The following is a 15,507-nucleotide window of genomic DNA, read 5'->3' on the forward strand; positions in this document are numbered from 1 at the left end:
CATAAAAGTTTACTACAATTATATTTTTTTCTCGACATCTATGATCTTTCAAAAACTTTTTTTGTGTAATTGTTTTAGAGAAAGCTCTATATTAGTAGTAAGTTCTTGTGAAGCTTGCTTTGTAGAATCACCCAAATAATCTTTAACTACTAAAGGAGAACCAATATTAACCTGTACACCACATCGCCAGGGTGGTGGTGCAGGATGATCGTATAAAATACTAATAGGAACAATTTTAAGATTGAGTTCAGCACGACTTGATATTACCTGTAATGCTATACGGGAAACTCCTGGTTGAATAAAATGAATTTCATTATCTTCAGGATATATTTTTCCTTCAGGAAATAATACCAAAATTTCCTGATTTTTTAGGATTTTAACACTATGACGAAGAGCAGATATTCCTGGTGACTCGCGATCAATGGGAAAACCACCCAAGCGACGAATAAACCAACCTTGAAAACCTTCTACTTGTTCTTGGGAAACCATATATCGCAGGTAACGTTTAGTAACCAAACTTACGGTATAAGCGATAACTAGGGGATCCCAACGAGAACGATGAGTCGGCGCCAGAATAATTGCCTCCTCATCAATAGGAATTTTTTCTTGACCCCTGACTTCTATTTGGAAATAAAAGGGCAAAAGAATCTTAGACGTAATAAAGTAACTCAAGGGAGTTAGCCAAGGTGAAAATCCAGATATAATTTCTGGAGATGCTGAATAGTTTTTAGGTTTATTGTCTTGAGTCATTCCTAATATAAAAATAAGAAGAAGTTAAGGCTAGAAAGACTGTTACTCTCCTAAGAACAGGACAAAAAGCTTGACTCATAGAACAGGAAAAGGTTTCATAGAACTTAAACCATAATGTCCATCAACCTGAATATTTGGGAAATTAGTTGATTACAAATAACTTCTAAATTACCACTTTTCTTGCCATGGAGCCAGAATTCAATTTCTCCCTTTATTTATGTAGGCTGTACTTAGAGAAATATCAACTTGCTACAAATAGCAACTGCATTTTCATCTAATGCCCAAGTAAGTTATAATTACAAACGCCTACAAAGGTTTCTCCCCCCACTTTAACATAGATACTAGGGAATTTGTCCAGGCTATGATTGCTATCATGGACTGCTTGAAAAAATGGGTAACGTTGTTTGGTTGCCTTAAAAGTAGAGCTTTTGACCTTGAGTTTACTCATATAAATGAACCAGAACGTCTAACTAAAATGATATTTTTATTAACTTTGACACTGTGTTGAGTACACTGAGTAGGTGTTTGCTTAAATCAGCATCGTCCTGTGCTAGTCAAAAAAGATGAGGGTAAAGCTCAAAGTTTTTTTCCCTATGGTCTAGATTTTTGGTATAATATTCTCTTCAATATACCTAGCAAAATAGCTGATTTTCATATGGCTTGAAAATTTTTTCCTGTACTTAGAGAAATCCTATCTCAAAAGTGAAAGACATGAGCGACTAGAAGGCACTTATGTTGAAAGCAGAAAGAAAAAAGTAAAAGGAGCAGGAGCTAGAGCTATTTTTCAAGAAAACTAGTGATTTTCACAAGTGATTTAGAATTGCTATGATACAGTTGTTAGAAATTATTGATTAATATTGGTTTTAGCCTTTTTATAGCCTGGGAAAATGCTTAGTTTTCCGTCCGTCCAGAGAGCTCATGGATACTAGTATTTTAATTAGGCCTAGGTAGAATAATCTTAGGACAATTCTTCCAACTACCACCTCAGCTTGACCAAGAGGAGTGAGGGAGCGATAAATTCCCTACTCCTCTGTAGGGAGGTTGTATGCAACCTCCTTACCTACTTCCTCCCCCTGGGAGAGCTTAGGGGGAGATACCCTACTCTGATACTTTTTGAACAAACCCTAATAGATCACCAACTACATCTTCATAGTCACAGTCTTAATCTCCGTATACTGCTGTAAACCATACTCACCTAGCTCCCGACCAAGACCAGACTGTTTAAAACCACCAAAGGGCGCAGCAGCATCAAACACATCATAACAATTTACCCAAACAGTACCTGCCCGCAGCCTATGAGCCAAAGTATGAGCTTTAGTCACATCTTGTGTCCATACTCCTGCAGCCAAGCCATACATACTGTTGTTAGCTCGTTCTACCAATTCATCAATATCCTTAAACTTAATAATGCTCATCACCGGACCAAAAATTTCTTCTTGAGCAATTTTCATATTATCTTGCACATCAGCAAATACAGTTGGTGCAATAAAATAACCGCGATCGCCAACCCTTGAACCACCACATAACATCTGGGCACCATCCTGCTGACCAGACTCAATATAACTCATTACTTTATTAAACTGTTCTTCATCAACTTGAGGTCCTTGTTCCACACGTTCAGTAAATGGGTCGCCTACCATCCGAAGTTTTGCTCGTTCTACACTCTTGTTAACAAATTCATCATAACATTTCTCTTCCACAAACAGACGAGAACCCGCACAGCAACACTGACCTTGATTAAAGAATAAAGCAAAATGGGAGCCCTCAATAGCAGCATCCATATCCGCATCCGCAAACACTATATTTGGACTCTTGCCACCTAGTTCTAAAGTCACCCGCTTTAAGTTACTTTTGGCAGCAGCTTCCATAATTAAACGACCTACTTCTGTCGAACCAGTAAAAGCAACTTTATCAATATCCTTATGGTGGGAAATGGCAGCACCAGCAGTTGGGCCATAACCAGACAAAATATTGACCACACCAGGAGGAAAACCAGCTTCTATTACCAGCTCACCCACCCGCAAAGCTGACAATGGTGTTTGTTCAGCAGTTTTCATAACTAATGTATTACCCATTGCTAATGCTGGAGCGAGTTTCCATGCTTGCATTAATAGAGGAAAATTCCAAGGAATGATTTGACCGACAACCCCCACTGGTTCGTGGCGGGTATAGCAAAAGTAGGGGCCACTAATAGGGATAGTTTTACCTTGAACTTTGTCAGCCCATCCTGCATAATAGCGATAACAAGCGATCGCTAAAGGTAGATCTGTATTGAGAGAGTCTTTGAATGGCTTACCATTATCCAAGGTTTCCAGTCTCGCCAACTCTTCTATATTTTTTTCTATCAAATCTGCCAATTTGTATAGAAGTTCCCCTCGTTTGGCAGCAGAGATTTTTGGCCATTCGCCACTGGTAAATGCTTTGCGGGCTGCTATTACAGCTTTATCTACATCAGGTGCATCTGCTTCTGCAACGTTACAAATAACTTCTCCTGTTGCAGGGTTAATAGTTTCAAACCTTTTGCCAGAGGCACTTTCTACCCACTCGTTATTAATTAAGAGTTTAGTGGGACCAATTTTCACTTTTTGTTCTGGTTTTGTAGCAGTTACCATATATTTTTTCTAAAATTTGTGATAAATATTACTCTAACCCATTTACATTTTATATAGTTTTAAATCCTAAAAACTTTAAATATTTTTAAGAATTTTGAGTACATACAGCAATTACTCTTTCTTGCTTTTTCTCAATTTGAACCTATGCAATAACTTGTGTCTAACATTCAAAACTTCTAATACTATATCTAGATAAAACTTCATAAATTTAAGTGATGAACCTAAGTACAGGACAAAAATTTTAAAACCCTATGAAAATCAGATATTTTACTAGGTATATTGAAGAAAATATTATGCCAAAAACCTAGACTATAGCGAAAAAAAACTTTGAGCCTTACAGCCATATTTTTTGATGAATAGAAGACGATGTTCATCTAGCCAAACACCTACTCAGTGTACCCAAAAAAATGCTAAAATTAATAAAAATATCATTTGAGTTAAACGTTCTGCTTCAGTTATGTGAGTAGACTCAAGGTAAAAACCTCTAATTTTAAGGCAACCAAACAACATTTCAATCTGCCAGCAACGATCATAATAGTGAAATTCACTTCGTTTAGTAGTTTAGGAATTTCCTTTTTTCGGCAAAATCTCCCAAATTATGGGAATTGCCAAACCGTGATCAGCAATTCCTAACATGAGAATATTGTATCTATGTTTTCCAAGCTGCCATTAAGTTCAGTAATTACTCAAAACCCATTTTTGTGAGCAGTTCATAATGGCAATTACAGTCTAGAGAAATTCTCTGGTATCTATGTCAAAGTGAGGGAAAATCTTTGTAAGGGTTTGTAATGAAAACTTACTTAGGCATTAGATGAGAATGCAGTTGCTATTTGTACCTGGTTAATACTTTTAACTTGAAATATAGCCTAGATAAATAAAAGGAAAAATTTGATTCTAGCTCCGTGGTAATAAAAGTGTTTTTTTAAAAGTTTTTTGTAGTCAACCAATCTCCCAAATATTCAGGTTTCATAGACATTATAGTTTAAGTCATATAAAACATTTTTATATTCTTAAATTCCAGCTTTTTGTTCTGTACTTAAGTTGCTCTATTACTGTATTTTAAAAGATTTTTCAAACAAGTTATTAATAGAATTTATTGTGGTTCTTTAGCAGTAGTATTACACCGATATCCAAATATTTCCCTAAAAATATTCCAGTCAACTTAACTAAAAAAAAACTAATTTTTAGATAATCTAAATTGAATTTTACTTAAGGCAATAAATATTTCTATATGAAGTTAGGCTATTGTTTCTCAAACTATCGGAATTGAGGACCGCAAACCCAACAAACAAGTGCCCATCTTTTTCCTTTAATAATTGGTGTAACTTCATGGAGAACAAAAGAAGGAAATAAGATCATTGTTCCTCTAGCTTTTGGCAAATTTTCAGCTTCTCTTCGAGTGTATAACTTCAGTTCTGAACCTTCATAATCTTGGGGGTCAGAAAGTTGAATTGAGATAGAAATTTTGCGATAATAATAAGCTTCTCCAACGTCTATATGCTTATTGTAGTGATCTTGAATACTTTCCTGATTTTTACTAGCTTCATAACATAAAAGTTGCATACTATCCATGATACCATAAATATCATAATTCCACCACTTATTGTTAGCATATTTAACACTGTTTATTAACTTTTCCCAAAGCCATCTTGTTGACTCTGAATAACTCAGACCCCACACATTTACTTGGCGAATTTCAGGCTTTATTTTTCCATCTACAATTCCCTTTGATAACTTCATTTCTTTTGATAAAGAAATCACCCTTTCACATTCTTGTGCTGTAAAAGCTCCCCAATTTTCACCTGGTTGACAAAAATGCTCTTTTTGACTAGCGTCATAATAAGCATATTTAATTTGACGATATTTTTGTTGAGGATAAATCCAAACCATATTGTCTTAATTTCACTTTTTAAAACGATTTATACACTTTTGGCGTAGGCAATACAATCAGCAGTTTTTCTCACCTAATCCCCATAATCTATTCCCTACTTAAATTGTAGAAATCATCTAAATTGAGGTCCTCCTACCCAACCAATAAGTGCCCATCTTTTACCGGAAATAATAGGTGTTACTTCATGCAAGATGAATGAAGGGAACATAATCATTGATCCTCTACTTCTAGGTAATATTTTCTGATTTTTTTGTACATATAAATTTAGTTCTGCGCCCTCATAACTATTAGGTTCTGATAATTCCACAGAAAAAGAAATTTTCCGAAAAGACAAAGGATACTCATTATCTATATGTAGATCGCAATTATCTTGAATCTTCTCAGAAGTATTTGTGCTGTCATAACAAATGAGTTGTATAGACTCTAAAATCCCTACAATATCATAGTTCCAGCAATGGTTATTTCCAGATATAACATTATTAATTAATCGTTGCCAAACCCAATTTGTTTCTTGAGTTTGATATATTTCCCAAGCACTAACCTGACGATAGCTAGGGTTAGTAACTTCAGCGATATAATTTTGAGATGTTGCTACATTTTGTGAAAGTGAAATAATCCAGTCACATTCATCTGCCGTAAATACTCCCCAATTTTCACCTCTTTGACAAAAATGACTAGGCTCACTAGCATCATAACAGGTGAATACAGTTTGATTATATTTTTTTTCAGGATACATCCAAAACATTTTTTATGAGTTGTCTATTATCCAATCAATAATTACAGTTTTTGACATTCTCACGACCCTACTCTACAAGATAGTAAATAATTTTATAACATCAAAAAGTCAACAAGTGGGAAGACAAAATAGAGGAAAAAAGTTAAAAATAGAGCAGTCGCTAGGGTAGTGAGGGTCTTCTCAAACTCTCAAATTTATTCCGTACTGCGAATGTAAAGGCAAAAAGCAAATATCCCCTACTGACTTTCCCTTCTAGAGGTAAGGGTCTGGTTGACTTACAACTTCCGCTGTAATACATATCCCGCCTCTCATTTTCGTACTCGTTAAATAGATCCATAACGTTCTTCTGACCAAGGCTCACCACGTTTGTGATAACCATTACGTTCCCAGAAACCTAATTCTTCATTGTCTAGAAATTCTAGTCCATTAATCCATTTTGCACTTTTCCAAGCATAGAGATGAGGAACTACTAATCGTACAGGACCACCATGATTATAAGGTAATGGTTCATCAAATAGAGTGTGAGCAAAGAAATTTTCTTCTCGAAGGAAATCAGACAAAGAAATATTAGTAGTGTAACCTCCATAGCAATGTTCCATAATATGGATAGCTTTGGGGTCTAACTCTACATGAGCCATCAAATCTATAACTTTTACCCCTGTCCACTGAACATCAAGTTTTGACCAACGAGTCACACAATGAAAATCTGCTTTAAAGTGATTTTGTGGCATTGCCATTAAATCTAACCAATTAAAAGTAATTGGTTTAGCCAAACCCCATACTTTTAACTGCCATTTGTCCTGACTAATATTAGGAGTCTCACCATAAGTTAGTACGGGGAAACCTTTAGCCAAGTGCTGACCAGGAGGAACGCGATCGCTTAATTCTGCTTCTGGTTTTCGGAAAAATTTACCTAACATGGTTAACTATTTTCGGTTACTTGCTTAATTATTTCTATAATTGACTTAGTTCACTGATAAATAAGCTTTATAAGCTTTGTCATTATACTTCTCCCAAAATTAATATCAAACGAGGCAAAACAAAGCAAAAACTCAGTGATCCCAAATACATATTAACTATACTATATTATCAATTTAACTAATTCCAAGAAACTACTATAAATAGAATGAATCTTACCTATATAATTCCCTTAAGTCTTTTTTTCTAGCTACTTTTATCAGTTTCAATGCTGAGATCAAAACCTTGGATAGCATTCCTAGGATATTGACACCTTGTATAGAGTTCATTAGATCAACTTGGTTTTTTAACATAATTTCTTGGTTATTTCAGGTTGGATATTCACTACTGTTACTTTCTACCGGTGAAACTTACTCACCAAATAAGCGACTATTCTCATACTCACCAGGTAATATAGTGTGGACTTCTCCCTTCTCAGTCCTGGTATTCCGTAGGACTTAGGCGTACCTTCAATACAGGATACCCAACTGCCCTATTTTTTTCTATTTCTAGCTACATTTTGACCACAACAAATCACAATTTTCCAGGGCAAGAATAAACTTTCTGTGATCATCATTTAGGGACTGTTTCTCAAAAAATTAACCCATCTTGACTGATACCATTTGGATTTACATTTATCATGTTATGTCCAATATTTCTAGAGGTTTAGACTTTTCTAATATAAAGCTTCTGACTGCCTCATAAGTGCATAAATACCTTTAAGGCAAAATTTCTGTATTCAAGAATCATAAAAACTGGTAGAAGTCCCAGGGATAACCTTACCCTAAAGCTTTGACAGTTAAAATACTCAGCAGTTGACTCCCACCTGGATCATAGATTTATTTGCTCAATCTTGTTTTTGCTAATTTTTTAACATTTAAGTTTTCGTAGACAATAATTTTAGACTTTTGAGCATAACCTATTAGCAGGAGAGAAACTGAAAATCCTTTCTTTTTTCCTCTGCTATTTTTTGATTCTGTTTAGAAACTGCCATCAGAGCCTTCAACCTGCTTTTACTTCCTGATTAATTTTTATTATAAAAACATAAACTTTTACTATTGAGGTAAAAAGCATTCATTATCAATTAATGGCACCAAAAAGTCTCATGAACTTATCCTCTATTCATCTCACATCAAATTGAAAATTATCGTGTGATAAAAAATCTAATCCATAAAAAGCAACTTTGTCCAAATCCTTCTAATACTTCTGCCTCCTACCTCTAGTATAATTACCTTATCTTTTTAATGAGCCTCCATTATCAAACAGATTTAGTATTGAGATAATAGTTAAGGGTCAAAACATTCCTAGAGAATGTCCCTATCAATCAAGTATATTTAAACTTTAATGCCCTAAATGTCAAATCTACACCAGTGGATCAAAAAAATAGCAACTTTTACCAATTTTGTAAATTTTGAGATTTATCCTTAATTGACAACACATCTTCTCCTAACTGAATAGTCACATCCGATCTTAAAGAACCCGTACTTTCTACAAAAACTTCTCCAAAACCAAGAGACCTTTGAACTGCTTGTGCGGCCTGAAGATCTCCTTTCTGAGCAATAATTCGAGTTACTTCTAAAGATTTACTCCAGGGTTTAGCAACTTTAACATGCCAATAACCAGTCTCTTTGAGAGACATAACTAATTCATCAACAGCTTCCAAATTATCAGTACTACCTTGAACTGCTACCGTAATATAGTTATAATCTAAATTTTCTACTTCCCAAGCCTGATAACCAAAATCAAAGTGTTTAGACATCATATTATCTAAAGTTGTCAAATCAGGCAACCAGTAACTAGACTTATATTTCTTAGGATCGCTAAACTCACCGGGCACCATCAACATCTGCACATTAGGTCGTTTAATCTTAGCAGCAAAATTCATTAAAGCGACTAATTCCTCTACACTCAAATTTGTATCAATGTGAGACTGAATTACTGAAAGAATTTTTGGCAGTCGGGATAGAGTTTTCATATTGACCGACTGTTCCATAAAAGCTCGCATCAAAAGTTGCTGCCGTTGTACCCGCCCAATATCCCCTAAATTATCATAGCGAAATCTGAGAAATTGTAGAACTTGGTTCCCATTTAGATGTTGTTCACCTGCTTTAAGATTAATATAAAGGTGTTGACTATCATCCTGATATTTCATGTCTAATGGTACATGAACTTTCAGACCCCCAAGAGCATCTATCAACTTTTCCACACCTTGTACATTGACCCGAATGTAGCGGTCTATTCCTATTCCACCTAAAAGTTCACTAACAGCTTTTGCACTTTTTGCCGGTCCTCCATAATAGTTAGCAGCATTAATCTTAGTTAAACCTCGATCTTCTACATAAGTTCGAGTATCTCTGGGAATAGAAAGTAAGGTTAACTTCTGATTTTTAGGGTCAAATCTAACCATAAGTATTGTATCAGATAGTCCTTTAAAAGAATTAACCAAAGCATGGTAACCTAAATCATCATCCTGAGGATATTCTTTTAAATCTGATGTTAATACCTTAATTCCCAACAACAATATATTGACAGGCCGAGTTAACTCTGGCAACCTCATATTGCTTTTGGCCAAGTTTTTTTGAGAAAATACTGCTGCATCTTCTGGAGATAACCTTTGTTGCATTAGTGGAGTGCTAGAAAAAGCTACTGCCAATAGAGCGCCTGCCGTAGCAGAAGTTATTGCCACTCCGACTACACCTAAAGCTAACCCAAACCAATGTCTCTTTCTAAATTGGGTAGGTTGTTTCTGGTGTTTTTCTGTTGTTAAATCTTTATTAGGGGTTGAATTTAAAATTTTATTAGTGGGCACTGTTTTCCTCACACACTAAGTATTAAAATAAAAAGTTTTTTTGTTAGACAAATTTCGCTAAAAATTTAAATAAATTTAAATTTGCAAAATGTTAAATAGAATCTTCAACAATCATAAATGTTTACCGACAACTTTTTCTGCTATCCGGTTAATTCCTGGTAGCCACAAGGGTTGTCTTTTCCATATCCGAACCATTAGTCCAAAACTAATTATAAAATAGCTAGTAGTTAGTAGACTATTTATTAATAATAAGGTAATTATCCCAGATTCCCCTATTTCGACTCCTAATTGCAAGCAAATATTTCCTAATAACCAAATCAAGGTTAAAGTCACAATTAATCTGCTTACTGCTCTATGTTGTATGCTAGCCTTTTGACGAAACAAAATCCATATTGCAGGAAAAAAACCTAATATTGGAGTTACTAACAAAAATAATTCTTGGCGGTTAATGTAAGGATTTTCAAATTGCGCAGTATTTTTCATCATTAGTTATTTGGGTTATCAGTAGAAGTAAAATTTTTGCTAGTATTTACATAATTAAATTTTGTAAGATTATACTTAAGCTAATATATGTTGAGATTGGGAATCATAAAAATAACAGGAAAAAAAGTTTAAGTTATTAGGCGTCTTTTTTTAAATTAATACCTATATTGTTTCTATGCCCAACAGCTTATTATCTATCAGCAGGTAAACAAAAGAAATTACACATTGAGCCAAGCTAAAATCTTTAATATATAAACATTGTACTTTGTCAATAATTGCTGTCTAGGTACTGACCATATTAATAACTCAAATCTTACTGCTATCTCATCTATCTTTACCTAAGATAAGGAAATAACGTTTCTCCAACTAATCACATTTTAATTTTTATATAACGTTTTTCAAGTTCTTGAGGTACAGTTGTTTTCTGATTTTCTAATTCCACTGAACCTGAATTACTACTCAGTAGGGACTTTATATGCCAAGTCTCTACTATCAAACCATTAAACTAAACTAGAACTTCTCCATATATCTGTTCTGATCATAAATAATTAAATTAGTAATGACTTAGGTCAGATGAACCCAGGACTAACCTATCAAGTAGGAGTGTATAACTTAATATGCATGTGTAAGTCCTATTAATGTTAAAATTTTCGGTAATTACTTAATAAGTAGGAGATAGTTTACTATTATGACCACTACCGAGAAGAAACCTATTGTTATTTCCCCATCTATATTATCAGCAGATTTTAGTCGCCTTGGAGATGAAGTCCGAGCTGTAGATCAAGCTGGTGCTGACTGGATTCATATTGATGTAATGGATGGCCGTTTTGTACCTAATATTACTATTGGCCCATTAATTGTCAAAGCACTTCGTCCTGTCACTAAGAAACCTCTTGATGTCCACTTAATGATTGTGGAACCAGAGAAGTATGTTGAAGATTTCGCAAAGGCAGGCGCTGATATTATATCTGTTCATGCTGAACATAATGCTTCACCTCATTTGCACCGAACTCTAGGCCAAATTAAGGAGTTGGGTAAGCAAGCAGGTGTAGTTCTTAATCCTTCTACACCTCTAGAATTAATTGAATATGTTTTAGATTTATGTGACTTAGTGTTGATAATGAGTGTCAACCCTGGCTTTGGAGGTCAAAGTTTTATTCCTACAGTTATATCTAAAATCCGGAAGCTACGTGAAATGTGTGATGCCAGGGGACTTAATCCTTGGATAGAAGTTGATGGTGGTCTCAAAACTGATAATACTTGGCAAGTATTAGAAGCTGGTGCTAATGCTATTGTTGCAGGTTCTGCTGTGTTTAAGGCTAATGATTATGCAGAGGCAATTAATGGTATTCGTAATAGTAAACGTCCCGTTCCTCAACCTCAGTTAGCTACTGTTTAATAACAAAAAATACTGTTTAATAAAAAGTTATTAAAATTAAAAATGGGTTATATCATCCATTTTTAATTTTTTTTTGTTTTGAGATTAATTTAAATCAGGAGCAAAAGTAAAATTTAAATCTTTTTGTAATGGTTTTGGTTTCTGGCATCTTGCAGATAAAATATCTACTGACTAACTTTAGCAAAAGTCTCCTCTATCTGAGATAGTTTGACTGCACCAGAAAAAGTTTCTCCATTCATCACAAAGAAAGGTGTACCAGAAACACCTATTTTTTTAGCTAATTGAATATCTGTTTCAATTGAAATGCTAGCTGCTTCAGATTGGCGATCGCTATTAAATTTATCTATATTTAAACCCAAATTATTAGCAACTTCTAGATATAATTCTTCTCCTAATCTATCTTGTTGTTCAAATAAAGCGTCATGATACTCCCAAAATTTTCCTTGTTGTTGAGCGGCCCAAGCTGCTTTAGCTGCCGGATTTGCTTGAGGATGAATGTTTGTTAAAGGTAAATGCTTAAATACTAAAGTTACTCTATCTTGATGCTTATCCATAAATTCTTTAAGATTTTCCTGTGCTTTAGCACAAAAAGGGCATTGAAAATCAGAGAACTCAAATAGTACTATTTTTTGAGCAGTAGAACCAAAAGTTGGAGATTCACCAATTTGTTCTTGAGGATTATTTTTAAACTGTTGTAATGTTTTTTGTTGACTAGCTTCTTTTTCTTGCTGTTGTTCTTGTTGATAAGCCTGTACTGATTCAATTATTACCTCTGGATGATCACGAATAATCTGTAGAACTTGTTGTTCTAACTCTGGTTTTATTGGATTATTTGTTAGTTTATCCGAAAAAGTACAACCACTCAGACTAATGCAAGTAGTCATAACTATAGATAGTAAGAATAATACTCTCATAATCAGAAAAGTCTATTTTGTAAGTCAGTTATAATAATAAAATTTATATTATACTCCATTGAATATTAAATTATGAATTAGGAACCAAATAGAATAGTAAAAAAATTATACAGACTATCCCTAAAAAAACTTGATTTATTCCCCCTCTTAAGTGCTTAGACAAAATTAATTAATTACACAAAATTAAATCTTAACCCTCGCTCCCCCTTAAACACTAACACCCATAAATTTGACAGAATTATTGACAAATTATTTACTCTTCCTGAGTCATACAACATTCAGGTTGTACACTCAAATTTATGTTTTCACCGCTACGATTCAATTGTATATCAATAGGCAAAAACAAATATGAAGATTGGACAATTTCCTGGACTTGACTCGGAGAAGTAACTGTCCTATTCTTAACTTCTTGAAGTACATCTCCTGGCCTAATATTAGCTTTTTCTGCTGGAGAATCATCAAAAACTTTAATAACTAAAACACCTTGCTCTTCAGTAATGACGTTGCTCCCAATTTCTGTATTTAATTTCTGTTTAACTTCTCGTGTCAGCTCGGCCATTTGAACACCTAGTTTTGGATAGCCACTAAATTCAGCTTCCACTGGTGACTCAAATATAGAGCCATCATCACTGAGAGAATAGTTACGAAACTCAAAAGTACCATCTGGTCTTTGTGCTACGCGAAAATTATCCGCTGAGTAGGCGGAGTCTATTTCTCCAGAATCTAAATTGGTCGGATCACTACCTAATAAAACTAGGCCTTTAGCAGAAGACAAAAGCTCAATCTTTTGTAGGATGGTCTTAGTTTGGTTAATATCACTATCAAAAAACTGAGTGAACATGACTCCTGAAGGTCCTGTCATTGATAACTGGCTTTCATGGACAACAAAGCCAACACTGTAGCTTAATTTCCATACTCCTTTAAAGGCTTCTTTTAGCCTGTCATCTGGTTCAATAAGAGGGCCAAAAATTCTGTTTTCTTTGGTGGATACCTTTGGATATTTTGTCCTTGGTCGAGTGGGAGGTGAAGTTTCTGTTGGAGTTGGTTCCGATATTGTATCGTTATTTGGATCATTGGGTGCCTCAGGAATCATGGCTAAAATTTTACTAGAGAAAAACCCTGCTATGGCTAGAGCAACTAAAGACTTCCAAGGAATAGCTCTAGGTTGACCACTTGCTCTCTCCACTAAACACCTTGCCATAATGTCATGGAGTGCCTGTTTTTCTGGGGTAAAAGCAGCCATCAGATAACCAACAACTAATACAATTAATCCCAGAATAAACAGTATTCCAGCTAGTATCAAGTATGGTGAATCTGTAGACCCTGTCCCTTCACCCATTATGGCCACTATTGTAGCAGCTATCCAAACTACAAGAAAAAATGACTTGCCGAAATATCTTGCTGTTGCTTTGCCAAAAGAAATTTTATTTCCCCGTAAGTCTGTTACAGAAATTCCAACTATCTGTTTACCTAAAGTTCCTTGTATTTGAGAACTTTCCAATATAGCAAAATATAACCAACCTAATACAGTATTTAAAACTAGAAAAATAGAGGATTTTACCGAAGTATTTTCATTTATTTCTTGCTTACCCAAAGTCAAGTAAATTAATAGTAAAAAAACCACTCCATCAATTAAAATATCAACAAATATTTGATTAAAAATTGCATATTTTTTTGAGACATTTTTAAATATTCTTAATAACTAAACAACCATAGATAATGTCATGTAAAACTCGTTTTATTTTGTTAAAACTAGCCAGAATAAAACCTATACCTAAAGTTAAGTATGAAAAAAATTTACTAGAATGTCTTTTAGTAGCTTTATCAAAATAAATTCTCCTTCTTTGTAGATCAGTTACCTTAATTCCCATTAACATTTTTCCAAAAGTTCCTTGTGTTTTTGAACTATCCATTACTGGGCAATAAATAAATCCTGCAATTATGTAAAAGACTAAAATTCTTGCCATAAATTCTGCTTCATCAACAGTAACATCATTAATTATAAAATCAACAATTATACTACCAATAATTATAATAGTTTTATCAATCAAATCAGCAGCAAGTCTCATCCAAAAACCTGCATATTTTTCAACATCGGCAGGTAAAATCCCTTTAATTTCCTGCAATGCTTCCCCAGCATTATGATAACGTAACAAGCAATTTTGTTCCACCATTTTATCTATAATATTTCCTAATTCCTGACTAATCAAAACTCCTTGACGCCATAAAAGTTCAGGGTTATTTTGATTCCTAAGTAATAAATTAGGAGCTAGTAAATTTGGAGATACTCCCATCAAAGCTTGAATGGCTATTTTTCCAACAGCATAAACATCACTGGCGCATTCAGGATGACCTTGACCTTGTTCCCCAGCCATATATCCTGGGGTTCCAATAATAACCGTTATAGTTTTTTGACCTTGCTGGTTAACTAATACTGTACCTACCTCTTTAACTGCGCCAAAATCAATCAAAACTATCTGATTATCTTCAGTACGTCGCATTAAATTAGATGGTTTAATATCCCGATGGATTACTCCATTTTTATGGACAAAATCTAATACTTCTAAAATATCAATTAATAAGTGAATAACTTCTGATTCACTTAATTTATTCCCTGGTTTTAGCTCCTCTGTTAAATCTTTACCTTTAATATATTCTTGAACCAGATAAAATTCGTTATTTTCTTCAAAATTATCTATATAAGTAGGTATTTGCTTGTGATATCCTAATTTTTTTAGACTCTCGACTTCTTTTTTAAATAAACGTTCAGCATTCTGTAAGGTATAAGGGTCATTTTGTTGAGGTTTAAGCTTTTTAATAACAACTTCTTGATTGGGGGGTTGTGAATGTTTGTTTATAGCTATATATGTCTGACCAAAGCTTCCAGCTGTTAGGGTCTTAATAATTTCATACTGACCTTTTTTAAGAAACATATTGATTTAGTTAATTTAGATAA

11 protein-coding genes are annotated in these 15,507 nt (G+C 34.2%); 1 reads left to right on the plus strand and 10 read right to left on the minus strand.

All coding sequences use genetic code 11. The annotated features are described in order from the left end of the window. Window positions 1–48 precede the first annotated feature (48 nt). The 7 genes from TERY_RS12425 to TERY_RS12455 form a co-directional block, all read right to left on the minus strand. On the minus strand, window positions 49–750 hold the full coding sequence (locus tag TERY_RS12425; protein ID WP_011612156.1) for a 1-acyl-sn-glycerol-3-phosphate acyltransferase: 702 nt from the start codon (window positions 748–750) through the stop codon (window positions 49–51). Window positions 751–1,889: 1,139 nt separating this feature from the next. Continuing rightward, entirely contained in the window at window positions 1,890–3,362 is a 1,473-nt protein-coding gene (locus TERY_RS12430; RefSeq protein ID WP_011612157.1) for an aldehyde dehydrogenase family protein, read from the minus strand. A 1,257-nt stretch (window positions 3,363–4,619) separates the two neighbouring features. Beyond that, a complete protein-coding gene (locus TERY_RS25280; RefSeq protein WP_011612158.1) occupies window positions 4,620–5,252 on the minus strand; it encodes a 2OG-Fe(II) oxygenase in 633 nt (210 codons plus the stop codon). A gap of 113 nt (window positions 5,253–5,365) precedes the next feature. Next, window positions 5,366–5,998, minus strand: coding sequence for a 2OG-Fe(II) oxygenase (locus tag TERY_RS25285; RefSeq protein WP_011612159.1), 633 nt, complete (start codon window positions 5,996–5,998; stop codon window positions 5,366–5,368). Window positions 5,999–6,312: 314 nt separating this feature from the next. After that, on the minus strand, window positions 6,313–6,909 hold the full coding sequence (locus tag TERY_RS12445; RefSeq protein ID WP_011612160.1) for a molybdopterin-dependent oxidoreductase: 597 nt from the start codon (window positions 6,907–6,909) through the stop codon (window positions 6,313–6,315). A gap of 1,430 nt (window positions 6,910–8,339) precedes the next feature. After that, the gene (locus TERY_RS12450) at window positions 8,340–9,755 is read right to left on the minus strand and encodes an LCP family protein (protein ID WP_011612161.1); all 1,416 of its coding nucleotides are present in this window, start codon (window positions 9,753–9,755) and stop codon (window positions 8,340–8,342) included. Window positions 9,756–9,866: 111 nt separating this feature from the next. Continuing rightward, a complete protein-coding gene (locus TERY_RS12455; protein WP_011612162.1) occupies window positions 9,867–10,241 on the minus strand; it encodes a hypothetical protein in 375 nt (124 codons plus the stop codon). 685 nt (window positions 10,242–10,926) lie between these two features. Here TERY_RS12455 and rpe point away from each other — a divergent pair. Then, entirely contained in the window at window positions 10,927–11,637 is a 711-nt protein-coding gene (gene rpe, locus TERY_RS12460) for a ribulose-phosphate 3-epimerase (RefSeq protein ID WP_011612163.1), read from the plus strand. A gap of 164 nt (window positions 11,638–11,801) precedes the next feature. Here rpe and TERY_RS12465 read toward each other — a convergent pair whose 3' ends face one another. From TERY_RS12465 to TERY_RS12475, 3 genes are all read right to left on the minus strand, one after another. Continuing rightward, window positions 11,802–12,551: a DsbA family protein gene (locus tag TERY_RS12465; RefSeq protein ID WP_011612164.1), complete on the minus strand. Its 750-nt coding sequence runs from the start codon at window positions 12,549–12,551 to the stop codon at window positions 11,802–11,804. A 253-nt stretch (window positions 12,552–12,804) separates the two neighbouring features. Beyond that, window positions 12,805–14,244 (minus strand): RDD family protein, encoded by a 1,440-nt coding sequence (locus TERY_RS25290; protein ID WP_370497210.1) that lies wholly within the window; start codon window positions 14,242–14,244, stop codon window positions 12,805–12,807. Further along, window positions 14,237–15,484, minus strand: coding sequence for a protein kinase domain-containing protein (locus TERY_RS12475; protein WP_011612166.1), 1,248 nt, complete (start codon window positions 15,482–15,484; stop codon window positions 14,237–14,239). Before TERY_RS12475 ends, TERY_RS25290 begins: the two co-directional genes overlap by 8 nt. Between the last annotated feature and the right edge of the window lie 23 nt (window positions 15,485–15,507).

It is taken from the genome of Trichodesmium erythraeum IMS101 (assembly GCF_000014265.1).
GTDB lineage: Bacteria > Cyanobacteriota > Cyanobacteriia > Cyanobacteriales > Microcoleaceae > Trichodesmium > Trichodesmium erythraeum.